The following is a 21,621-nucleotide window of genomic DNA, read 5'->3' on the forward strand; positions in this document are numbered from 1 at the left end:
TACGGGATGAGTGGCCGCCCCCTCAGGGGATCTCCAGCAGCTCCTTGAGGGGCTTGAGGTAGCGGCGGCTCACCGGCACCTTGTGGCCGCCCTGGGTCACCACCTCCGCCAACCCGCCGTCCAGCAGCAGAATTTCACGGATCTGGCCCGGATTGAGCAGGTACTGGCGGTGACAGCGCACGAAGCCGGTCTTCTCCTCCAGGGTGCGCAGGGTCAGCTCGGTGGTGCCCTGCTGCTGGCCGCTGATCACCCGGTTGCCGGTGAGATCACTGTGGATGAACTCCACTTCGCCAAGAGGTAGCAGCAGAATCCGGTTGTGGCCGCTACAGGGGATGCTGCGCAGGGGCTGGGCGATGCGTGTCGGATCCGGCAGTGGCTGGCCCGCAAGTTCACCTTTTGGTGAAAGCAGCCGCTGGATGCGCTCCAGCGCCTTGTTCATCCGCTCTGCCGTGACCGGTTTGAGCAGGTAGTCGAGGGCGTTCTCCTCAAAGGCGCGCAGAGCAAACTCGTCGTAGGCGGTGATGAAGACGATGTGGGGGCGCAAGTCCGGGTCCAGCATGCCCACCAGCTCCAGCCCGTTGATGCGCGGCATCTGGATGTCGAGAAACAGCAGGTCGGGTTTGAGGCGGTGGATGGCGGGCAGCGCCTCCATGGCGTGGGCGCACTCTCCCAGCAGGCGGATATTGCCCGCCTGCTCCAGCAACAGGCGCAGCTCCTCGCGGGCGAGGGGTTCATCGTCAACGATCAGGGCGGTCAGCATGGGCTCTCCTGCAGGGGAAGGGTGATCCTCACCCGGGTTGATTGATGGGGGACGCAGTCGATGGCGACCCCGTACTCGGCGCCGTAACGGGCCTTGATGCGCCGATCCACTATGTTCATGCCAAGGCCGCTTCCCTCCTGTTTCGTCTGATAGAGCCCGGCGTTGTCGCACACCTCCAGTACCACCCGCTGCGCCTCGATCCGGGCTGTCAGGGTCAGCAGGCCGGGTTCGAACATCTGGGAGATGCCGTGCTTGACCGCGTTCTCGACGATGGGCTGCAGGGAGAAGGTGGGCAGCCGGTACTCCAGCAGCGGCTCGGGAATCTGGATCTGTACGCTCAGGTGCTCGGCGAAGCGGGCCTGTTCGATGTGCAGATAGGCGTTCACATGCTCCAGCTCGTCGGCCAGGGTCACCTCGTCCCCCTGGCGCTTGAGGTTCTTGCGAAAGAAGGTGGAGAGGTTGTGCACCAGGGTGCGGGCGCTTTCGGGGTCGCGCCGGATCACCGCCGACAGGGTGTTGAGGGCGTTGAACAGGAAGTGCGGATTGATCTGCGCCTGCAACAGCTTGATCTCCGACTGGGCCAGCAGCCGCTTCTGCTCGTTGTATTTGCCTGCCAGGATCTGGCCTGAGAGCAGCCGGGCGATCCCCTCTCCCAGGGTGCGGTTGATGGAGGAGAAGAACTTGCGCTTGGGCTCGTAGAGTTTGATGGTGCCCACTACCGACCCCTCTTCCCCCCGCAGCGGAATGACCAGCGAGGAGCCGAGCCGGCACTGGGGATGCAGGTTGCAGCTGTAGGGGATAAGGTTGCCGTCGGCATAGACCACCTCGTTGTGCTGGATCGCCTTAAAGGTGTGGGCCGAGTTGATGGCGGTGCCCGGCAGATGGTGATCCTCGCCGATGCCGATAAAGGCGAGCAGCTTCTCCCGATCGGTGATGGCCACTGCACCGACTCCGGTCTCCTCGTAGAGGATGCGCGCCATCTGCTGACACGCCTCCTGGGTGAAGCCCTTGTCCAGCACCCGCATCGCCCGCTCGGCGATCTTGAGGGCGCGGGCGGAGAAGGCGACCGAGTACTTCTCCAGCATGGCGCGGTGATCGAGGATCATCCGCATGAACATGGCGGCCCCCAGGGTATTGGCCACCAGCATGGGCGCGATGATGTTCTCGATAAGGTGGATGGCATCATCGAGGGGGCGGGCCACCAACAGGATGATCCCCATCTGCATCAGTTCGGCGATAAGGGCCACCGAGCCGACTACCCAGGGGCTGAACAGCAGGTCGAGCCGGTGGCGGGCGACGAAGTGGCGATGCACCAGGCCGCCGAGCAGCCCCTCGGCGATGGTGGAGAAGGTGCAGGCCAGCGCGGTAAAGCCCCCCAGCGAGTAGCGATGAATGCCGCCGGTGAGCCCTACCAGCAGCCCCACCACCGGGCCGCCGACTATGCCCCCCAGCACGGCGCCAATGGCGCGGGTATTGGCGATGGAGTCCTCGACCCTGAGGCCAAAGTAGGTGCCCATGACGCAGAAGCCGGAGAAGATGAGGTAGCAGAGGATCTTGTGGGGCCAGCTCAGGGTCACCTGAGTGAGCGGCATGAACAGCGGCGTCTTGGAGAGCAGCCAGGCGATCACCAGATAGACGCAGAGCTGCTGGAACAGCGAGATCACCAGAGTGAATTGTTCAAACGCCACGGCTCGTTGCCCCGGTAATGATTGGTCATTTAATGGACGCGGAGTATTAGCAAACCCCATACCCCCTTGCAAGGCAGGGTTATCGGAATGGTGGCGTAGCGCACGATTTGCCGAATCGTCTGCCGCCGTGGCAGGCGGTAACTGTCTGGTTACTCAGCATGGCGCTTGAGCCTGCGGCAGAAGTGGCGAGATGGCGGCAACAAAAAGGGGGCCAAGAGGCCCCCGAATTGGCAGTCAGTGGGTGGCTCAATCGAGTTTGAGATCGACCCACACCATGCGGTGATCCGAACTGACTCCCTTGGCGATGCCGAGTTTTGCATCATAGACCAGGTGATAACCGGCCTCGAAGCTGGCCGGCCAGAAGACGCCGCTCTTGACTGCGTTGAGGTTGGCGGAGGGGATGACGTGATCCAGTTGCAGCACGCTGGAGTTGGTGATGCGTTCCGGGTTGGGGCGATTGAGGTTGCGTTTGCAGTCGGCCCCCTTGCTGACACACTCCGGGCCCCCTTCGCTGACCGGGATCAGGGTGCCATTGGTGATGGCCTGATTCATCAGCGGGTTGTTTAGCAGATCCTGAATGGCGGTCAGGTCGCCGTCACCGGTGAGCGGATCGGCATTGAGATCCCCGGCGATGACGAACTTGGCGTTTTTGGCCAACCCACCCTTGGTGCCTTTGTCATCGGTCATGTAGTTGAGACCCTTGACGTAGTCATTCCAGAAGGCGATCTCGGCGCGGTTGTGTTTGACGTTGTGGCGTGCAGCGTTACCGAAGATGGGGGGCGTAGGGTGGGAGATCAGGAAATGGATGACCTCTTCTCCTTTATCGGTCTTCACGCGCACTGGCACATCGGCGTGGTTCTTGGAGGAGAGCGGGTACTGCTGCCAGGCTGCGTCTGAATACCAGGCATCACCACACTGGCGGCTGGCCGGGATCTTGACCTTGGGATTGTTGCAGTCATCGATGATGGGGTTCTGCTCGCCCGGCATATCCTTCCACTTGAAGTTCTGGAAGGTACGGATCTGCTTGGTGTCGATGGGGTATTTGGACATCACCGCAAAGGCGTACTGGCCGTGGTAGTTGCCAAAGCCCCAGGCATCGTCGGGGCCGCTGTTGACCTTGCCATCCAGATTGAGGTCATAACCACTCATCAGGCCGGTGTTGGTGGCGAAGTTCTGCATCACCGGATAGCTGATAGCCGTCACTTCGGCGTGCTGGGCGTGGGCCAGATAGTTGTCGTTGAAGGCTTTCAGATCGGCGGTGCTCTCGCCTTTGCCGTCGTTGTCGAACTCGTTGAGCAGGAACACATCCGGACGGGTGCGCTGGATGATCTCCGCCACGTTGCGGATCTGCTGCACGTTCTTGGCTTTGGTTTCAGTGGCGCCGCTCAGGCTCCCTTCGGCGAGGCGGGCCAGCAGGGCATCCTGCTCGGTGCGGGTCAATGCCAGCTCACCGGTCAGCATACCGGCGGCAGTGCGGTCAAAAGAGAGGTTGAAGGTGGCAAAACGAACCATGGGATCAGCTGCTTTTGAGTCGTTGTCGCTGTTGCAGCCTGCCAGCATCCCGAGGGATATGGCGGCGGCTAGTAGGGTCTTGTTGATATCTTTCATTGTAATTGTTCCGTAGCATCAATGAGTTATGCCTTCTGTGAGGCGGCGCCATTATAAGTAGACGGCGATGCTGCGGGGGTTTTGCCTGAGCAAAGTGTGAGGATATTCACACCACATATCTGGCGATGATGAATGTTAGCAGGGCGATATGGGGTGTGAAAAACCGGTTTATACGCTGCAGTTTCCGGGATGAATGGCGCACTTCCTGCCGTTACCGCACTCTGAATTTGTCACACCACCATCGGCAGGCCGCTCTCGGGATGGTGGATCACCTGTGCCGGATAGTCATAGAGACGGGCGATGAGCTCAGGGGTGAGCACCTCGGCAGGTGTGCCATCGGCCATCAGCTTGCCCCGCTCCAGCATCACCAGCCGATCGGCATAGCGCGCCGCCAGATTGAGGTCGTGCAGCACCACCAGCACAGCTGTATTGCGGCTGGCCAGGGCGCGCGCCATGGTGAGCAGCTGATGCTGGTATTTCAGATCCAGCGCCGAGGTGGGTTCGTCGAGCAGCAGCAGGCGGGGTTGCTCGGCTTGCTCGGTCGGGGGGGGGGCCTGCCAGATCTGCGCCAGCACCCGGGCAAACTGCACCCGCTGCCGCTCGCCGCCAGAGAGCCCGGGATAGAGCCGTTTGGCCAGATGCTCGACCCCGGCATGGGTCATGGCCGCCGCCACTATCTCGTCACGCCGCGCCGCCGGTTCACTGTGGGGCAAGCGCCCCATGGCGACTACTTCCTCGCAGAGAAAGGGGAAGTTGAGGGATGAGCTTTGCGGCAATACCCCGAGCCGGTGGGCAAGCTGGCTGCTGTCCCACTGCTGGCGATCCGCGCCAAACAGGGTGATGGAGCCTTCATATTCCAGCTCGCCGGTCAGGCACTTGAGCAGCGAGCTCTTGCCCGCCCCGTTGGGGCCGAGCAGCGCGGTCAGGGTGCCGCTCTCGAGGTCGAGATTGAACCCATCCAGGATCTGGCGCTGGCCACGGCGCAGGCTGAGTCGGGTACAGCTCAACAGGGGGGAGGAGAGTGAGGATGAGAGTGGTTGCATAACAGTCCGTATCACAGGGCGCGGCGGCCTTTTACCAGCAGCCAGATGAAGAAGGGGGCGCCGAGCAGGGCGGTGATGATGCCCACCGGCAGTTCGGCCGGGGCCAGCAGGGTACGTGCCAGCATATCGGCTGCCAGCAGCAGGGCGGCGCCAAGCAGGGCCGATAGCGGCAGCAACCTGACATGGTTGGGGCCCGCCAGCAGGCGCACCAGATGGGGCACTACCAGCCCGACGAAGCCGATCATCCCCGATACCGCCACCGCCACCCCGACGCCCGCCGCGGTGAGCAGAATCAGGCGACGTTTGAGGGATTGCACATTGACCCCCAGATGACGGGCCTCTCCTTCACCCAGCAGCAGGGCATTGAGGGGATTGGCATCGCGCATAAAGAGCCACAGCAGGGCCGCCAGGGTGAGCAGGGCCAGCGCCACATCGGCCGGTTTGCCTGCCGCCAGCGTTCCCATCTGCCACAGGCTCAGGTTGCGCAGCATCTGATCGTCCGCCAGATAGGTGAGCAGGCCGATCACCGCACCGGAGAGCGCAGTGATGGCGACCCCGGCCAGCAGCATGACGGTCACCGAGGTGCCGCCCTCACGGGTGCCGAGCAGATAGACCAGGGTGGTGGTCAGCGCGCCGCCGAGAAAGGCGAGCAGCGGCAGCAGGCCAACCCCGATGGTGGCTTGCAGCTGCTGGCCGAGGGGGGCCAGCAGCACGATGGCGAGCGCCGCACCGAGTGCCGCACCGCCGGAGACACCTATGATGCCGGGGTCAGCCAGAGGGTTGCGAAACAGCCCCTGCATCACGGCGCCACAGAGCCCGAGGATCCCCCCCACTGCGATGCAGAGCAGGGTTCTCGGCAGGCGAATTTCTTGCACGATCAGCAGCTTGTGTGACTCTATCCCGCTCTCCTGCCCGGCAAACAGCGCCCGCAGACTCTCGCCCAGGGTGAGGGTCATAGGGCCGGTTGCCAGCGAACCGAGCAGCAACAGTGCCAGTGCAGCCGTGGTGAAGGCCAGCAGCCAGGAGAGGGGCAAGCGCATCATGACCCCTGTTTGATCCACTGGGCGATCTGGTTCGCCTGTTGCAGGGAGTTGAGGCTCAGGCCCCCTTGCAGGGCGTGGCCGTCGATGGCGTGAATGGCGTTACGCTTGCCAGCCGGGGTGGCGGCCAGGGCGGGCACTTCCGCCAGCACCTTGGCCGGATCGGCATATTGCTGCCAGTCACGACCGCTGACCAGCACCAGATCGGGCTGCATCTCGATGAGGGATTCTGCGGATACCGGCTTGTAGTTGCGCAACTCGGCGACCGGATTGATGCCGCCTGCCAGCGAAATCAGCGCGCTGGCGGTGGTGTCCCCCCCGGCGATGCTGGTGGGCTGCCCCTTGTGCAGCAGCAGGAAGGCGACCTTGAGCGGTTTGTTCTGTTTGGCTTGCGCCGCCAGCTGATCGGTCTGGGCCTGGATCTCTGCCTTCAGGCGATCGCCAGCGGCTTTGTCGCCCAGCAGGCTGGCGAGGGTGTCGATACGCTGGTTGAGGTTAGCGAGGGTCGGCGCGGTATCCAGCACCTCCACCTTGACCCCGGCACGACGCAGCTGATCCAGGGTCGGGGCCGGGCCCATCTCGTCGCTGCCCACCAGTCGGGTGGGGGATAGGCTCAGGATCCCTTCGGCGGCCAGTGCTCGGTGATAACCCACCTTGGGCAACCCTTTTGGCAAGGGGCTGCTGACATCGGTGGCGATCAGGCTCGATTCACCGCCAAGGGCCAGAATGAGTTCTGTGGTGGCGGGGCCGATACTGACGATACGCTCTTTCTGTCCGTCGGCGGCAACGGCAGAGAAGGGAGAGAGTGAACTGCAGAGCAGGGTGATGGCGAGGGCAAGACGACGGCCCATGCTAACCTCCGAAGGGGTGAATGAAACGGGTGTGCCGCCGAGAATATCAAGGCTTTGGAAAAAATGCACTGATAATGATAGCAATTATCAATTGCATTGATTCCAGTGCTTTATTAGAGTAGCCGCCATGATAAACAGCGGGACGACCTGGTCCCGCAGAGGGAGAAAACATGAGCATTGCACAACGCATTCACGCGCTGCTGGAGCAGGATCCCGGCGCTCATCCGTCCACCCTAGCTGCCCAGCTTGCCATCAGCGAATGGGAGGTGGTTCGCCATCTGCCCGCCGAGCTGGTTACCCTGCTGCCCGCCGATCGCGCACAAGGTCTGTTGGAAGATCTGGCCGACTGGGGCCCGGTGACCACCATCGTCGAATCAGAAGGTTCCATCTTCGAGGTAAAAGCCCCCTTCCCGAAAGGCAAGGATGCACGCGGTTACTACAACCTGATGGGCCGCGACGGTGAGCTGCATGGTCACCTCAAGCTCGACAACGTGGCGGGGATTGCGCTGGTCAGCAAGCTGTTCATGGGCAAGGAGGGGCACTCCTTCCAGTTCTTCGGTCACTCCGGCCGCTGCATTTTCAAGGTCTATCTGGGTCGCGACGAGAAACGCCAGTTGCTGGCCGATCAGGTCACCCGTTTCATGGCGCTGCGCCACAACTCTCAAGAGGAAGTCAAAGCATGAGTGAACGTCAGGAGCGTCTGCAGAACCGTCTGCAACCGGAGATCCGCGAGTTTCGCGACAGCTGCCGCACCCTGCAGCTCGCCACCGTCGATGGCGAAGGCAATCCCAACGCCAGCTATGCCCCGTTCGTGCTGCAGGAAGATGGCTACTATGTGCTGATCTCCGAGATCGCCCGCCACGCCCGCAACCTGCAACAGGTGCCCCGGGTATCCCTGATGCTGATCGAGGATGAGAGCGGTGCCCGCGAGCTGTTTGCCCGCAAGCGCTTGACCTTCGATGCGGTGGCTGAAGTGGTGGCCCGTGACGACGCCCGCTGGAGCAAGGCGGTGGCGGCACTGGAAGGTCGTTTTGGCGAGATCATCAAGGGTCTCTCCAACCTCAAGGATTTCAAACTGTTCCGCCTCAAGCCGGAACAGGGGCTGTTCGTCAAGGGCTTCGGACAGGCGTTCGCGGTCTCCGGTGACGAGCTGGTGGATTTCGTCCATCTGGTGGAAGGGCACAAGCGCATCGACAACGGTGCCGAGCTCACCAGCCCGGCCGATGCGCCGGTCTGATAATCCCTGTCGACCACGACAGCTGTCATAACAAAACGGGCAGCCACTGGGCTGCCCGTTTTTATTGCGTTATCTCATCCGGCCTGTTCAATCCTGCCAGGAGGCCTTGTTGGGAAAAGCGCGACGATCGGCGTCGGTGGCCGTTTCGTTGCATTCTCCTCGCACCTTCCAGGAGGTCTGGCTCAGCACGATGTAGCCCTGGCGGCAATACTGCTTGGTCGCCAGGGTCTCGGTCAGCAGGTTCTCCTGTAACGCCTCCCGCTGTTCCAGCAGCCGCTGGCTCTGGGCCGCCGAGAGGCCGCGCGGCAAGGTGTCGTTAGGCGCGGCCTCAAAGGTGAACCGCTTGCTCCCCTCCTCGTTGATGTGGGTCAGAAACAGGGGTTCCGGCCCGTCATACTTCTGGCCGGGCAAGCTGGAGCAGGCCGACAGCAGGGGAACAATCAACAACAGGGTGGCAGACAACAGGCGCACGACAGACTCCAGTGAGAAACGAGGCGAGGCTCGCAGATTAGCACGGCTGCAGGGCGGGTGTTACTGCCAGCAGCTCGTCGGTGGTGAGCAGGGTGACACTGCGCCCCTCCGGCAGGCTGAGGTGGCGCCACATCCAGTGATGGTGCTCGGTGATCTGGGCCGCGCTCAGGTGGGGGCGATCGGCGGTGGTGTGACCATCGCTCAACACCAGCACCTCGTACCCATGGGAGGCGGCACTGCGCACCGTGGTATCGACGCAAAAATCGGTGGCGCAGCCACAGAGAATGAGTCGATCGACCGGCTGCTCGGCCAGCAGGAAGGCAAGCTCGGTATCGAGAAAGCTGTCACAGGCCGTTTTGCGCACCCGGCTCTCTCCCTTGGCCGGTTGCAGCGCACTGTGAAGCTGCCAACCCGGGGTGCCCGGTTCCAGTTCGGTACCGGGGGGCGAGTCATGCTGGATATAGATGACCCGTCCCTGTTGCTGCCTGACATGGGCCGCAGCCCGATTGATATTGGCCAGCACCTGCTCCTGGCGGTAACGGGGCTCGTTGAACAAGCCTTGCTGCACATCGATGATCAGTAACACATCCATATTTTACCCGCCGTTTCCTGGAAGATTAGGGTTGCAGCCACTGGCTGCAGTCACGACTGCGGGATTGATGCAGCGCGCCCATATCTTGCTTCATCTCGTCACTGTTTTGCCAGCGCTTAGGCAGCGGCATGATGGTTACCTGCACATCGGCTGCGGGATCTGCAACAGAGGTCTCATCTGTGCGGGGCACGACCAGCGCCACCTTGAGGGCAGGATTGCGGCTGGCGATGCGACTGGCGAGCCCAAGCCCCCCCTCGACGTGGAAATTGCCGGCGATATGCATGAGCTGCTGGCCCGGGTGCTTGGCGAGATAATCCACCATGCTCTCGGCCATGGTGTCATCCCAGCTGGTCTGGGCGGCGAAGCGGCGGGCGTTGCTGTCGGCATCGCCGTGGTGCATGGAGGCCATAAATTTCTGGCGGTAGGGGTCATCCCCCAGCGTCAGCTGGCGGGCCAGCTGGTTGCGACGTGTGGCTGGCAGTTTGTCGAGCCACTCAGCCCCCTCCTGACCGACACAGATCACCAGGGGCTTGGGGGCGTTGGCGGCGATCACCGGCATCTGGTGAGCCTTGGCAAACTCCACCAGCGGGCGGTAGTCGCTAGGATAGTTGGGCCAGGCGTTGCCTTCGCGGATCAAGGCCGCTTCACCAATCTGGTTCGCCAGATAGGCATCCAGCGTTTTCTGATCGGCGCGGCTGAACTGCTCCATGGAGAGGGCCAATGGCCGCCCGTGCTGCTGACCTGCGGTGTAGAGCCCGCTCAACAGGCGCGATTGCAACAGATGCACGGCGGGATGGCTGTGCAGCTCACCCACCAGAATGATGTCGGCGTCGGCAATGCGCGCGATCGCCTGCTCCAGCGTCAGGTCTGCGTCTCCCTCGCTGCTTAGCCGGTAGTCATAGAGCGTCTGCAACTGTGATGACTGGGTCGGTTGGATGGGGGTGGCACAGGCTGCCAGCAGCAGCGGCAGGGCGAGCAGAGGAAGTCGTCTAATCATGGGATCTCACGGCTGATATGCCCGGATGCCGTTGCATCTCGGGGGGCTAATAGAGAATAAGGGCAACACAGGGCGACAGTGTAAAACCAATTTGGTTCAAAACAAATGAGAATGATTTCGTTTCTTGTTGATCTTTGTCGAGAGCCGGGTAATATGCGGCCTGTTTGATAACAGTTCTCAATAAGGATTCGCTGTGACCCATCATAACGCACTCTCTCTGGTTGCCCTCGCCGTGGCGGCCGGTCTCTCTTCCCAGGTCTTTGCTGCCACCCAGAAGGCGGATGAAGTCGTGGTCGTCAGCGGCTCACGGATGGAGCAAAAACTGGAAGATGTCTCCGGCCCCATCTCGGTGATCACCGCCAAGCAGATTGAAGAGCAGGTCGTCACCAACGTCGCCGACCTGTTCCGCTACGAACCCGGTGTGACCGTGAATGGTGGTAGCCATAATGCTACTGATGGTCAGACCTTCTCATTGCGTGGTATGGGTGGAAATCGCGTCAAAGTGGTGAGCGATGGTGTTCGTCAAAACGATGCTTATGACAAAGGTGGTGTAGGACAGAACTACTTCGATACTGACATGATCAAGCAGGTTGAAATTGTTAAAGGACCTGCTTCAACTGCGTATGGCTCAGATGCTATTGGTGGGGTTATTGCAATTACGACCAAAGATGCAGCGGATTTTTTGCGTAATAAAGATAGCTATGTTGATGTGACCAGTGGTTATGCATCCGAAAACGGTCAATGGATGGGCGGTTTTACAACCGCATTGCGTACCGGTGATTTTGAGCATCTATTACGATATACAGAGCGTAATGGCGGCGTCAAACAGAACTATAAATCAAGTTTGTATGACTTTGATATTGTTGACCGTTCCGTTCTGCTCAAAAGCAAATGGAATATATCAGCAGCGCAACAGTTGAAGCTGACATTTGATTATTACGATCAGGATAAAGAATCCGATCCGTTTGATAACGCTAAAGAGTTGAGACTGAAAGATGAGAAAAGTGAAAACTATCGCATCATGTTGGATCACCAGCTTAAAATTAGCTCAATGCTAACAGATCGAGTTTCTTCGAAGGTTTACATCAGTAAATTTGACCAGGGCAATAATAAAAATATTGGCAATACAGCAAATGGAAGTTCAGAACATAGTACGTTTTTACAGAATGCCTTGGGTGCACAGCTGCAGTTTGACAAGCATTTTGGGGCAAGCAATATTGTTTGGGGTCTTGAGTATGAAAAATTAACCACAGAACGTGAAAAGACAAAAACCAGTTACCCGAGTGGTGCAATCGCGAACCGAAGTCTCTTTCCGGATAGCGATACGCTGCGTGCTGCTGTGTGGTTCTTTGATAATATCCAGATTAATGATAAATGGCTGCTAACTCCGGGCATGCGGTATGATCATTATGAACTGCAAGCTACTTCCAGTAACGGTAAATCATCATTTGGAGAGATCAAGGAAGGTGAACTATCTCCAAAGCTTGGCCTTGTATATAAGGCCCATGAACTGGTGAATATATATTCTCAATATAGCCATGGTTTCCGGGCTCCAACATATAGTGAGTCTTTAGCATCTGGTAGTTATAGTTCACCAGGTTTTACTCATATCTTTATCCCTAACCCTGACTTACGTCCAGAAAGTAGTGATGGTATTGATCTCGGAGCTCGCGGTCAGTCAGACACCTTTGACTATGATATTTCTGTGTTCAGGACAAAATATAAAGATTTTATTGATGAAGAAAACACATCATCCTTTGGTCGCACAGGTATGACAATGGTGACTAAGTATGTCAACGTGAAGAAAGTCAATACAAATGGGGCTGAGTTGAAACTTGGTTACTGGTTCGATGATAATATATATACTTGGGGTGCTCTGTCATACATCAACGGAAAAGATCAAAATGGGAACTACATTAACTCTCTGAACCCTTTGAGTGGGAATGTCGGTGTACGTTTTGAACAAGCACTCTGGAATTTCAATACCGCCCTTCGCTTTGCTGATGATATGGATAAGGTCGGTAAGGACGGTAAGGATAAGGACGGTAAGGAGCTTATTAAGTCTGCGGGTTGGGGGGCGGTGGATATGTACGCTCAGTTTAATCCTTTGCCTGAGTTGCAACTCAACGTTGGGGTCTTCAATCTGTTTGATCGGGAATACGCTACATATAATCGTCTCGCAGGGAAAGAAGTCAGAACTGATATTAGTACCTTTACTGAACCGGGCCGCAACCTGAGTGCACGGGTCAAATACGTATTCTAAAGAGCAAACAACAGACGCAGATGATCAAAGGGGCTTCGGCCCCTTTTTTGTCGCCGCCATGTTGTGACGATGGAGCAGAGCAGATGTTTGCCTAAAAAAGAAACCCGCCATGGGCGGGTGGAAGGATTGCAACACTAACCAGGAGGAGGTGTTACCAAGTAGACCCCACCTCTTCGGTAATAGTTCAATTTTATTGAAGTTTTTTCGTTTTCTGCGCAGGGTTTCCATCGGGATCTGCGGGGGCGGATGAGTTATCATTCTGCTCCCGTCATCCGGTTGCAGAGGATCTATGCCCGCGTTCTCCTGGTTAGCGCTCTTTTTCGGCGCCTTCTATTTTGTCTACGGCGCTTACTTGCCGTTCTGGTCGCTCTGGCTGGAAGGGGTGGGCGTCAGTGCCGAGATGATAGGTCTGCTGCTGGGGGCGGGGATGGCGATCCGCTTTGCCGGCAACCTGATGGTAATGGGGCAGATCAAGGGGGCAGGGCATCTGTTGCCAGTTACCCGATTGCTCTCCCTGCTCAGTCTGCTGGCGTTTCTCGGCTTCTACCTCAGTCATAACCTCTGGTGGCTGGTGAGCTTGACCCTGCTGGCGAACTTTATCTATCCGACTCTGATGCCGGTGGGTGAGGCGCTGGCGACCCGCATGGTGGTGCAGGCGCACCTCGATTACGGCAAGGTGCGGCTGTGCGGCTCCTTTGCCTTTATCGTTGCCTCGACTCTGGTGGGGGCGCTGGTGGGCAACTTCGGTAGTGACTGGATTTTGCACACCATGGTGGCGGGGCTGGTGCTGATGCTGCTGCTCAGCTGGCTGCCGCTCTATCCGGCGCCACAGGATAGTCAGGGCGAGCGCGCCAAGGCGTCCTTGCTGGCAACCCTGCGCAGCGCACCGGTGCGCCGTTTCCTGCTGCTGACAGCTTTGCTGCAGGGGAGCCACGCCGCTTATTACGGTTTCAGCGCCATCTACTGGAAGGCGCAAGGATATAGCGGCACCATCATCGGCTATCTCTGGGCGCTCGGGGTGGTGGCGGAGATCTGTATGTTTGCCGCCGACAAGCGTTTCTTGCAGCGCTTTGGCGCCCAGAGTCTCTTTATCGCCGGTGCCATCGGTTGTGTGGTGCGCTGGGTATTGCTGGGGGCCTCGACCGAGTTGTGGGTACTGGTGCTGGGGCAACTGCTCCACTCGGTGACGTTCGGTATGAGCCATCTGGGGGCGGTGCGCTTTATGACCCGTCAGCTACCGGCCGAGCAGTTGATCCCGACTCAGGCGCTCTATGCGGCCCTTGGCCTCGGCATGACGGTGGCGGCCCTGATGGCACTCTGCGGCGTGCTGTTCGAGCCTCTCGGCGGCGGCATCTTCTTCCTGATGGTGCTGGTGGTGTTGCCGGTCTTCTTCCTGCGGCTGCGCCCCTTTGCACCCTCTGCGCAGGAGAGGGCTCCAGCCTGATACTTATCAGTCCGAATCGTAACAACAGCCAAAAAGAAGCTTCTCGACTCAAATGTAAGTCAGTTAAGCCTTAATGACATTGTTGTTCGCTTTTTTGGATTGATTTGTTGTGGTTTAACCATCCCGAATACCATTTTAGGTGGTACAGTCGCCACCATAACCTGAGGTGTTTAATGACAAGATTGCGTCGCTCATTTACAGCCGAGTTCAAACTGGAAGCCGCATCCCTGGTGCTCTACCAGGGATATTCAGTCCCCCGAAGCAAGCCGTTCACTGGATGTCGGTGAAACCGTGCTTCGCCGCAGGGTTCAGCAACTGCAATCCGAACGAACCGGCACTCCCCATATCAGTAAAGCACTGACTCCGGAGCAGCAGAAAGTCCAGGAGCTGGAAGCCCGCATCAACCGGCTCGAGCGCGAAAAGGACATACTAAAAGCTACTGCTCTCTTGATAGCGGACGAGTTCACACGTACGCGCTGATAGACCGATTAAGGGAGCGGGCCTCCATCACTCTGGTCTGCTGCGCTTTCGATGTGCCCACTTCCTGTTTTTAAGACTATCTGGCCCGCAGGCGGACGATTAACCGTGAGCGTATGCAGCTGCGCTGTGAGTTGCGCCGTTTGTTCAAATAGAGCCGGAACTCAGCGGGCAGCCGCGCCTTGATGTCGATGATGCGGGCGTTGGGGTATCAGATTGGCCGATTCAAAGTGCGGCCCCTGATGAAGGATGCCGGGTTGGCATCCAAACCGCCGGGCGTACACCGCTATAAGGTGGCACGGTCAGAACGACCGGACATTCCCAAGCTGCTGGCCCGCGAATTTGATGTTCCGCAACCCAATCAGGTGTAGCGATATCAGCTATGTCTGTGCAGGTGGTCGTTGGCATTACCTGACAGCGGTGTGTCATGATACTAACTTGCCGAGGATGGCGTATTGCATCTCTTGCAGGGGAAGCACATGGCGGGCTGCTCCCAGCTTGATCGCCTCCTTGGGCATGCCGAAGACCACGCAGGAGGCCTCATCTTGGGCATAGGTGTTGGCACCCGCATCCAGCATCTCGCGCAATCCTCGGGCACCATCATCCCCCATGCCGGTCATGATGATGCCGGTGGCATTCTTGCCGGCATATTTGGCGACGGAGCGAAACAGCACATCCACCGAGGGGCGATGGCGGTTGATAAGCGGCCCGTCGACCACCTCGACATGATAGTAGGCTCCGCTGCGTTTGAGCAGCATATGCTTGCCTCCGGGGGCTATCAGCGCCAGCCCCGGGATCACTCGGTCATTGTTCCTCGCCTCCCGCACTTCTATCTGGCAGACCCCGTTCAACCGCTCGGCAAACATGGCGGTAAATTTCTCCGGCATGTGCTGCACGATGACAATGCCGGGGCTGACCCGGGGCAAGGCTGTCAGCACGGCTTCCAGCGCCTGGGTGCCGCCGGTCGAGGTGCCGATGGCGATGAGCCGCTCGGTGGTTTGTGCCATGGCGTGCTGGTTGGGCGCCAGCATGGCATCTGCGTTGAGTTTGGTGCTGACCGGCACAGAGGAGGGCTTGCCCACGCGCTTGAGATTGGCTTGGGCCGCAGCACGTACCGCCATCGCCAGGTCGTGGGCAGATTCTTGCAGAAAGCTTTTTATCCCCATGGTCGGTTTGGTGATGATGTCCACCGCGCCGGCAGCCATTGCCTGCAAGGTGGTCTCGGCCCCTTTTTCGGTGAGGGAGGAGCAGATCACCACCGGGGTTGGATGCTCTGCCATGATCTTGGTGAGAAAAGTGATGCCATCCATACGGGGCATCTCCACATCGAGCACGATGACATCAGGCCACTCTTTCTTTAGTTTTTCCTGGGCAAACAGGGGATCTGATGCTGTGGCGATCACCCGGATATCAGGCTCCTGCTCCAGCACCGCTTGCAATACCTGTCTGACCACGGCGGAATCATCCACCAGCATGACCCGGATCTGCTTCATTCTCGCGACTCCCGTTGATGTGGCAGACGATGATGGCGGAGCCAGACACTGCCGTTGCTGAGCTCAAAGAGCAAGCTTCGGTGGCCGCTATGGCCAAGATGATGAGCCTTGATATCAAGGCCAAGGTGTCGGGTCAGCTGCCAGGCTGCCTGAATATTTTTGGCGGCGACATTGTTGTCGCTCTGTGCGTATTGAGGTTCGGTAAACATGTTGCCACCCCCGAACAACTTGGCCTCATATTCATGGATGGGGGCGGGATAGTGACTGGCCGCTTGCAGCAGCAAGGCGAGGGCCTCATCGGCATAGCGCCCATCCAGCGTGGCAGAGGGATTGCGCCGACTTGGCAGCATGTAGTGACACATTCCTCCCTGTTTCTGCTCCGGATGCCACAAGGTGATGGCAATACAGGAGCCCAGTACGGTTCGGACCACCACATCCTCCTTGCCAAAAAAGAGCTCTCCCGGTTGCAGGATCACCTCCCGTGCCATGACTTATCTCTTCTGATAGATGGAAGGAGAGACAAGCTGCAGGCCGTGGTGCAGGCCATGCAGGCTCTCGGCGTGGCTCACCAGCAGGTAGCCACCGGGTTTGAGTCTGGGTACCAGCCGCTGCAATACTTGCCCTTTGGTCTCCTTGTTGAAGTAGATCATCACGTTTCTGATGAAGATGACGTCAAACATGCCAATGTCCGGCAGATCCTGATTGAGGTTGATCTGCATGAACTGCACCTTATCCCGCAACTTGCGATCAATGATGAAGATGCCTTCCTGTAGGCCCACACCCTTGAGGCAATATTTCATCAAAAAGGGCAGTGGAATATTTTGCGCCCGCTCGATGGGGTAGCGCCCGCTCATCGCCTGTTCCAGCACCCGGGACGAGATATCGGAGGCCAGGATCTCCCAGTTGAAGGTGCTGCGTTTTTCCGCGAGGGTCATGGCCAGACTGTAGGGCTCCTCGCCGGATGAGCTGGCAGCGCTCCAGACCCGCAGCGATTGCTCGGGCGGGAGCGCTGAGACTATCTCCCGCGTCAGAAACTCGAAGTGTTTGGGCTCCCTGAAAAAGTAGGTTTCGTTGGTGGTAAGGAGATCAAGCGCCAGCTGCAGTTCGCTGCTGCGATCGTTCATGATGAGCTGGAAATAGTCGTCATAACTATCCAGCTCATAGTGGCAGAGGCGTTTCGCCAGGCGGCTGGCCACCAGCGCCTTCTTGGCAAGAGACAGCTCTATCCCCGCCGTTTGATGAAGCCAGCGTTGGAAACGGGAGAACTCATCATCATGCAGCTGGGTTTGATACAAAAACTATCCCTCTACCTGTGTGGTCGGAGACGGGAGAGGCAACGCCTCTCCCGTGACTAGAACCGGACAAAATCGCCATCGCCCGTGGGGCGTTGGACTGTGGCGGCTCGTTCCCGACTGTTGGCAGTGCTCTCGTTCATGAAGCGACCTCGGGTATTGGGGTGAAGATGCGAGGTGGCTGCTTTACCTTCTTTGGCGTGGACTTCCAGGGTAAAGAATTCCATGGCCAGCTGCAGCTGTTCAGCCTGGCTGCTCATCTCTTCTGCTGTGGCAGCCAGCTCTTCGCTGCAAGAAGCGTTCTGCTGGGTAACCTGACTCAGCTGGTTCATGGCCTGATTGATCTGGCTGACACCGGTGGATTGCTCTACCGAAGCGGCACTGATCTCCTGCACCAGATCCGAGGTCTTGTTGATGGAAGGAACCATCTGATCCAGCAAACGACCTGCTTTTTCCGCCATCTCGACACTGCTGGAGGCCAGCTCGCCAATCTCCTGTGCTGCCACCTGGCTGCGTTCGGCCAGTTTGCGCACCTCCGCCGCCACTACGGCAAAGCCTTTGCCGTGATCGCCTGCCCGCGCCGCTTCGATAGCTGCGTTGAGTGCCAACAGATTGGTCTGGTAGGCGATGTCATCGATGATGCCAATCCGTCTGGCGATCTGCTTCATGGCATCCACAGTCAGTTTGACCGCTTCTCCTCCCTCTACGGCCTCTTTGGCTGCCTTGCTGGCCATGCCATCGGTGACCTGGGCATTGTCGGTATTCTGGTTGATGCTGGCGCTCATCTGCTCGATGGAGGCGCTGGTCTCCTCCATGCTGGAGGCCTGTTCACTGCTGGATTGGCTGATCGACTGGGCGGTCGCGCTTACCTGCTCGGCGGCACTGGAGAGGTTGTCAGAGGCGCCGCGCACTTCGGTGACGATGTTGGTGAGCGAAGCGATAGTTTTGTTGAGCGCATCCTTGGTGGTGCCAAACACGCCAGGGTAGTCCGCCTCAATCTGTTGGGTCAGGTCACCTTTTGCCAGACATTGCACGACCCGGATGACGTCGTTGAGGGTGCTGTCGATCACTTCGGCAATCTGGTTGATCCCTTCTCCCATCGCCTGAAAGAAGCCGCTCTTGCCAGTAAGTTCCATCCTGCGGTGCAGCTCGCCATTGATCACGGCCTGCACAATGTCGGACATCTCTTTCTCTATCATCACCTCCTTGGTTCTGTCGGCCCATTCGACCACGGCTCCCAACCGTTCACCGGTATCGTTGAAGACCGGATTGGCGATCAGGGAGAAGGTGCGCCCCCCCAGCTGAATCTGGGTACGGTAGGTGCTGTTGAGTTTGGCCAGCATGGCGCGCTGATGGCCGGGATTTTTATGAAAGCTGTCGATGTTGGCGCCCATCAGCTGATTGGCGTTGAAGCTGTATAGCTCTTTCTTGATGTCGGTCTCAGCCTGATTGAGCATGCCGGTCACAGCCTCGTTCATATAGATAATGTCGAGGTTGGTATCGGCAATCATCACGTTGGTGCTGGCGCAGTCGAGGGCTTTGCGAACCAGCTGGTTCTCATGGAGCAGCACCAGGTTCTTTTTAATGTCGTTGCGGCTCTGTTCCAGCTTGTCGCTGAGCAAGGTGACCACCTCGTTGATGGCATGTCCTACTTCACGAAAGGGACTGTCCATACCGGAAAGATCGAGTGGTGCTGGAACCTGCTCTGCCAGGACTGCGTGTTGCAGCTGGCTGATTGCGTCGAGTAACTGGGTCCGCTGCCTCACTTCGGTGGTATTGTCTCCGAAGAGTTTTCCTAAGAATGATTGGGTCATGAGCGTTTCCTTATGCTGCATGTCGTGGAGTATGGAGGCCTGTTCAGGAGGGTTGCAGGTTGCCTTGTGGCAACCTTGCCTGTGGCTGGGCCAGTTCGTTGAGTTGAGCCATCTCATCGAGTGACAACACTTTCCCGGTATCGATGAGGATGACGAATTTGCCGTTGACCTTGCCCATGCCGCTGATGAAATCTGCCCGGATGCGGGCACCAAAACTGGGTGGGGGCTCGATATCTGCTTGTGGGATACCCAGTACTTCCGATACGGAATCCACCACAACGCCAATATCCTGACCTACAGGTTCATCGCCCTGCGGGGCCACCCCCTCAATAATGACGATGCAACTGCGGCGAGTGATGACCGAAGGTGCATTGCCAAAGCGGGCATTCAAGTCTACGACCGACACTACCGCTCCTCTGAGGTTGATTACGCCGCGAATAAAACCCGGCATCATCGGAACCGGAGTGATGTTGCCGTATTCGATGATCTCTTTGACCCCCAGAATATTGATGGCGAACATCTCGTTGTTGATCAGAAATGTCAGGTACTGGGCATCGCCACTGCTCTCGTCAGCGGCCACTGTTGGCACCGTGATGTCGGTGGATGTATGCATGGTCGCCTCCGGTTAAAAGCGGACAAAATCCGCGTCATCAATGGAATTGGGTGATGGTTGATTGGGCTGGCTGGCCCGTTGTGGGGGGGCGATGAAACTGCCTCTGGGGGGAATGCCCTTGTGACCTGTTTCATGGGACCTGGTGTTGAGTTGCGCACTTTTTTCCAGAGCAAAAAAGGCCATGGTTTGCTGCAGTTCGCTGGCTTGTGAGCTCATCTCTTCAGCCGTGGCCGCCAGCTCCTCGCTGCTGGCCGCATTCTGCTGTGTCACCTGATTAAGCTGGTTCATGGCCAGACTGATCTGGTTGGCTGCGCTGGCCTGTTCACCTGAGGCGGCATTGATCTCTTGTACCAGATCAGAGGTTTTGCGAATGGAGGGGACGATCCTCTCCAGCAGGTTGCCAGCCCGCTCTGCCTTGCTGACGCTGTCGGAGGAGAGCTCGCCAATCTCCTGCGCAGCGATCTGGCTGCGCTCTGCCAGTTTTCTCACCTCGGCAGCAACCACCGCGAAGCCTTTGCCATGCTCTCCGGCGCGAGCCGCCTCAATGGCGGCGTTGAGGGCAAGCAGGTTGGTCTGGTAGGCAATGTCGTCGATGATGCTGACTTTCTTGGCGATTTGCTGCATGGCGGTCACCGTCTGTTGAACGGATTGGCCCCCTTCGGTGGCCTCCAACACCGAGTTGCTGGCCATGCTGTCAGTGATCTTGGCGTTCTCGGTGTTCTGATTGATGCTGGCGCTCATCTGCTCAATAGAGGCGCTGGTCTCTTCAACGCTGGCCGCTTGCTCGCTGGTGGCCTGGCTCAATGCCTGCGCCGTGTTGCTCACCTGATTGGAGGCATTGGTCAGGTTGTCGGCGGCGTTGCGTACCTCTTCGATGATATTGGTCAGCGCAGTAATGGTCCGGTTGAGGCCGTCTTTGGTCTGGCCAAAAATACCTGGGTAGGGCTCATCGATCCGTTGGGTCAGGTCACCCTTGGAGAGCGCGGTGGCGATGCGCATCACATCTTCCAGGCTGGTATCTGTCACATGGGAGAGGCGATTCAGCAGCTCGGATACCCGCTTGATATATCCCTGACGATCCTCTAGGGCAATCTTGTGGCTGAAGTCGCCCTGTTCGACAGCGGCAGTGACTAGGGTCTCGATATCCGTGATCAAGGCCCCGAGTTTCTTGACCATGTTATCCATCGCCATCAAGAGCTGACCCGCTTCATCGTTGGACTCTATCCGGATCGATACATCCAGATTGCCCTCAGCCAGACTATTGGCCACGCGTAGAGCCTGTTCGATGGGGGTGATGATGCTTTTGATCAGTAGGGTGCCAAACCAGGCTGCGAGTGCGATGCCGACCGCGATAACCACCGCCATGGTTATCAGCATCACGTCATACCAAGATTGCGCTGCGGTATATTCCGACTTGGCCACATTGAGCTGCAGGTTGACCAGCTCGGTGATTTTGTTGCCTATCGGGTCGATGGAGCCATAGAGGGCACCGTCAAAATTGTTCAGCATGCCAGTAATCATGCCGTGCTGGGTGGCGAGGTATTTCTCCAGCTTGCCAATATCGGTATCGGCCGCGTTGAACAGGGTTGTCGCCTCGGCTGACAAGCGCTGTTCTTCCGGTGTGAGGGTGGTGGACTGGTAGTGATGCCACTCGTTTTTGATGGTCTGCTGGGCCTGTTGTATCTGCTTCAAAGCCTCTTCTGCCGGGATCAGCCCCGCATTGGCCTTGTTGAGGTTGTCGATGATCGAGACGGCATAGTTATCGGAGATGGTCTTCAGCTGCTTGAGGGGAACCACCCTGTCGTTGTAAACGCGCTGCAACCCGGTATTGCTGCTCTGCATGTTGTATAACCCGAGGCTGCCAACGGCCAGCAGCAGCAGGCAGAGCATGCAGAGCAGTACGATAAGACGCAATTTGATGGTGGAATTTTTTAACAT

19 protein-coding genes and 1 pseudogene are annotated in these 21,621 nt (G+C 58.3%); 5 read left to right on the top strand and 15 right to left on the bottom strand.

Annotation, left to right across the window (positions count from 1 at the left end; translation table 11 throughout):
- Positions 1 to 22 precede the first annotated feature (22 nt).
- From btsR to AB5Y92_RS10310, 6 genes are all read right to left on the bottom strand, one after another.
- The gene (gene btsR, locus AB5Y92_RS10285; RefSeq protein WP_164537583.1) at positions 23 to 760 is read right to left on the bottom strand and encodes a two-component system response regulator BtsR; all 738 of its coding nucleotides are present in this window, start codon (positions 758 to 760) and stop codon (positions 23 to 25) included.
- A complete protein-coding gene (locus AB5Y92_RS10290) occupies positions 754 to 2,448 on the bottom strand; it encodes a sensor histidine kinase (RefSeq protein ID WP_164537582.1) in 1,695 nt (564 codons plus the stop codon). The genes btsR and AB5Y92_RS10290 overlap by 7 nt, the downstream gene beginning before the upstream one ends.
- Positions 2,449 to 2,694: 246 nt before the next feature.
- A complete protein-coding gene (locus AB5Y92_RS10295; protein ID WP_368226720.1) occupies positions 2,695 to 4,056 on the bottom strand; it encodes an endonuclease/exonuclease/phosphatase family protein in 1,362 nt (453 codons plus the stop codon).
- A gap of 230 nt (positions 4,057 to 4,286) precedes the next feature.
- Entirely contained in the window at positions 4,287 to 5,099 is an 813-nt protein-coding gene (locus AB5Y92_RS10300) for a heme ABC transporter ATP-binding protein (RefSeq protein ID WP_368226721.1), read from the bottom strand.
- Between the two features lie 11 nt (positions 5,100 to 5,110).
- A complete protein-coding gene (locus tag AB5Y92_RS10305; RefSeq protein ID WP_005335261.1) occupies positions 5,111 to 6,142 on the bottom strand; it encodes an iron ABC transporter permease in 1,032 nt (343 codons plus the stop codon).
- Positions 6,139 to 6,990, bottom strand: coding sequence for a hemin ABC transporter substrate-binding protein (locus AB5Y92_RS10310; RefSeq protein WP_040066746.1), 852 nt, complete (start codon positions 6,988 to 6,990; stop codon positions 6,139 to 6,141). The genes AB5Y92_RS10305 and AB5Y92_RS10310 overlap by 4 nt, the downstream gene beginning before the upstream one ends.
- Before the next feature lie 170 nt (positions 6,991 to 7,160).
- On the opposite strand from AB5Y92_RS10310, the gene hutX reads away from it, so the two are divergent.
- Together hutX and hutZ are read left to right on the top strand one after the other, a co-directional pair.
- The gene (hutX, locus tag AB5Y92_RS10315) at positions 7,161 to 7,673 is read left to right on the top strand and encodes a heme utilization cystosolic carrier protein HutX (RefSeq protein WP_005362516.1); all 513 of its coding nucleotides are present in this window, start codon (positions 7,161 to 7,163) and stop codon (positions 7,671 to 7,673) included.
- Positions 7,670 to 8,227 carry a heme utilization protein HutZ gene (hutZ, locus tag AB5Y92_RS10320; protein WP_005335257.1) on the top strand — a complete coding sequence of 186 codons (558 nt, stop codon included), beginning with the start codon at positions 7,670 to 7,672 and terminating at the stop codon, positions 8,225 to 8,227. The genes hutX and hutZ overlap by 4 nt, the downstream gene beginning before the upstream one ends.
- A gap of 87 nt (positions 8,228 to 8,314) precedes the next feature.
- On the opposite strand, the gene AB5Y92_RS10325 is transcribed toward hutZ, so the two are convergent.
- Genes AB5Y92_RS10325 through AB5Y92_RS10335 form a run of 3 tightly spaced genes read right to left on the bottom strand, consistent with a single transcriptional unit; the run spans position 8,315 to position 10,287 of the window.
- Positions 8,315 to 8,698, bottom strand: a complete 384-nt coding sequence (locus AB5Y92_RS10325) for a hypothetical protein (protein WP_005335256.1) — start codon at positions 8,696 to 8,698, stop codon at positions 8,315 to 8,317.
- 37 nt (positions 8,699 to 8,735) lie between these two features.
- On the bottom strand, positions 8,736 to 9,290 hold the full coding sequence (locus AB5Y92_RS10330; RefSeq protein WP_005348211.1) for a cysteine hydrolase family protein: 555 nt from the start codon (positions 9,288 to 9,290) through the stop codon (positions 8,736 to 8,738).
- Between the two features lie 25 nt (positions 9,291 to 9,315).
- On the bottom strand, positions 9,316 to 10,287 hold the full coding sequence (locus AB5Y92_RS10335; RefSeq protein ID WP_368226722.1) for a ChaN family lipoprotein: 972 nt from the start codon (positions 10,285 to 10,287) through the stop codon (positions 9,316 to 9,318).
- A 193-nt stretch (positions 10,288 to 10,480) separates the two neighbouring features.
- Between AB5Y92_RS10335 and AB5Y92_RS10340 the strand changes: the two genes are divergently transcribed.
- From AB5Y92_RS10340 to AB5Y92_RS10350, 3 genes and pseudogenes are all read left to right on the top strand, one after another.
- Positions 10,481 to 12,550, top strand: a complete 2,070-nt coding sequence (locus AB5Y92_RS10340; protein WP_040066752.1) for a TonB-dependent hemoglobin/transferrin/lactoferrin family receptor — start codon at positions 10,481 to 10,483, stop codon at positions 12,548 to 12,550.
- A 289-nt stretch (positions 12,551 to 12,839) separates the two neighbouring features.
- Complete coding sequence (locus tag AB5Y92_RS10345) at positions 12,840 to 13,994, top strand: 3-phenylpropionate MFS transporter (RefSeq protein ID WP_164537576.1); 1,155 nt, start codon at positions 12,840 to 12,842, stop codon at positions 13,992 to 13,994.
- Positions 13,995 to 14,167: 173 nt separating this feature from the next.
- A pseudogene (locus AB5Y92_RS10350) lies at positions 14,168 to 14,885 on the top strand (transposase); the annotation flags it as partial.
- Between the two features lie 11 nt (positions 14,886 to 14,896).
- Here the strand turns inward: AB5Y92_RS10350 and AB5Y92_RS10355 are convergent.
- From AB5Y92_RS10355 to AB5Y92_RS10380, 6 genes are read right to left on the bottom strand one after another with little or no spacing between them, the layout of a single operon-like run.
- Positions 14,897 to 15,964, bottom strand: a complete 1,068-nt coding sequence (locus AB5Y92_RS10355) for a chemotaxis response regulator protein-glutamate methylesterase (RefSeq protein WP_101531219.1) — start codon at positions 15,962 to 15,964, stop codon at positions 14,897 to 14,899.
- The gene (cheD, locus tag AB5Y92_RS10360) at positions 15,961 to 16,452 is read right to left on the bottom strand and encodes a chemoreceptor glutamine deamidase CheD (protein WP_164537575.1); all 492 of its coding nucleotides are present in this window, start codon (positions 16,450 to 16,452) and stop codon (positions 15,961 to 15,963) included. Before cheD ends, AB5Y92_RS10355 begins: the two co-directional genes overlap by 4 nt.
- Before the next feature lie 3 nt (positions 16,453 to 16,455).
- Positions 16,456 to 17,259 (bottom strand): protein-glutamate O-methyltransferase CheR, encoded by an 804-nt coding sequence (locus AB5Y92_RS10365; RefSeq protein ID WP_164537574.1) that lies wholly within the window; start codon positions 17,257 to 17,259, stop codon positions 16,456 to 16,458.
- 56 nt (positions 17,260 to 17,315) lie between these two features.
- On the bottom strand, positions 17,316 to 19,070 hold the full coding sequence (locus AB5Y92_RS10370) for a methyl-accepting chemotaxis protein (RefSeq protein WP_164537573.1): 1,755 nt from the start codon (positions 19,068 to 19,070) through the stop codon (positions 17,316 to 17,318).
- Between the two features lie 43 nt (positions 19,071 to 19,113).
- Entirely contained in the window at positions 19,114 to 19,683 is a 570-nt protein-coding gene (locus tag AB5Y92_RS10375) for a chemotaxis protein CheW (RefSeq protein ID WP_164537572.1), read from the bottom strand.
- Between the two features lie 12 nt (positions 19,684 to 19,695).
- Positions 19,696 to 21,621, bottom strand: a complete 1,926-nt coding sequence (locus AB5Y92_RS10380; protein ID WP_201987877.1) for a methyl-accepting chemotaxis protein — start codon at positions 21,619 to 21,621, stop codon at positions 19,696 to 19,698.

Source organism: Aeromonas sp. R1-1, assembly GCF_040908495.1.
Taxonomy (GTDB): Bacteria; Pseudomonadota; Gammaproteobacteria; order Enterobacterales; family Aeromonadaceae; genus Aeromonas; species Aeromonas veronii.

Excerpts from the sequence above, each read along its gene's own strand:
- btsR (WP_164537583.1), bottom strand. The coding sequence starts at position 760 with ATGCTGACCGCCCTGATCGTTGACGATGAACCCCTCGCCCGCGAGGAG.
- AB5Y92_RS10295 (WP_368226720.1), bottom strand. The coding sequence starts at position 4,056 with ATGAAAGATATCAACAAGACCCTACTAGCCGCCGCCATATCCCTCGGG.
- AB5Y92_RS10300 (WP_368226721.1), bottom strand. The coding sequence starts at position 5,099 with ATGCAACCACTCTCATCCTCACTCTCCTCCCCCCTGTTGAGCTGTACC.
- AB5Y92_RS10305 (WP_005335261.1), bottom strand. The coding sequence starts at position 6,142 with ATGATGCGCTTGCCCCTCTCCTGGCTGCTGGCCTTCACCACGGCTGCA.
- AB5Y92_RS10310 (WP_040066746.1), bottom strand. The coding sequence starts at position 6,990 with ATGGGCCGTCGTCTTGCCCTCGCCATCACCCTGCTCTGCAGTTCACTC.
- hutX (WP_005362516.1), top strand. The coding sequence starts at position 7,161 with ATGAGCATTGCACAACGCATTCACGCGCTGCTGGAGCAGGATCCCGGC.
- hutZ (WP_005335257.1), top strand. The coding sequence starts at position 7,670 with ATGAGTGAACGTCAGGAGCGTCTGCAGAACCGTCTGCAACCGGAGATC.
- AB5Y92_RS10330 (WP_005348211.1), bottom strand. The coding sequence starts at position 9,290 with ATGGATGTGTTACTGATCATCGATGTGCAGCAAGGCTTGTTCAACGAG.
- AB5Y92_RS10335 (WP_368226722.1), bottom strand. The coding sequence starts at position 10,287 with ATGATTAGACGACTTCCTCTGCTCGCCCTGCCGCTGCTGCTGGCAGCC.
- AB5Y92_RS10345 (WP_164537576.1), top strand. The coding sequence starts at position 12,840 with ATGCCCGCGTTCTCCTGGTTAGCGCTCTTTTTCGGCGCCTTCTATTTT.
- AB5Y92_RS10355 (WP_101531219.1), bottom strand. The coding sequence starts at position 15,964 with ATGAAGCAGATCCGGGTCATGCTGGTGGATGATTCCGCCGTGGTCAGA.
- cheD (WP_164537575.1), bottom strand. The coding sequence starts at position 16,452 with ATGGCACGGGAGGTGATCCTGCAACCGGGAGAGCTCTTTTTTGGCAAG.
- AB5Y92_RS10370 (WP_164537573.1), bottom strand. The coding sequence starts at position 19,070 with ATGACCCAATCATTCTTAGGAAAACTCTTCGGAGACAATACCACCGAA.
- AB5Y92_RS10375 (WP_164537572.1), bottom strand. The coding sequence starts at position 19,683 with ATGCATACATCCACCGACATCACGGTGCCAACAGTGGCCGCTGACGAG.
- AB5Y92_RS10380 (WP_201987877.1), bottom strand. The coding sequence starts at position 21,621 with ATGTTAAAAAATTCCACCATCAAATTGCGTCTTATCGTACTGCTCTGC.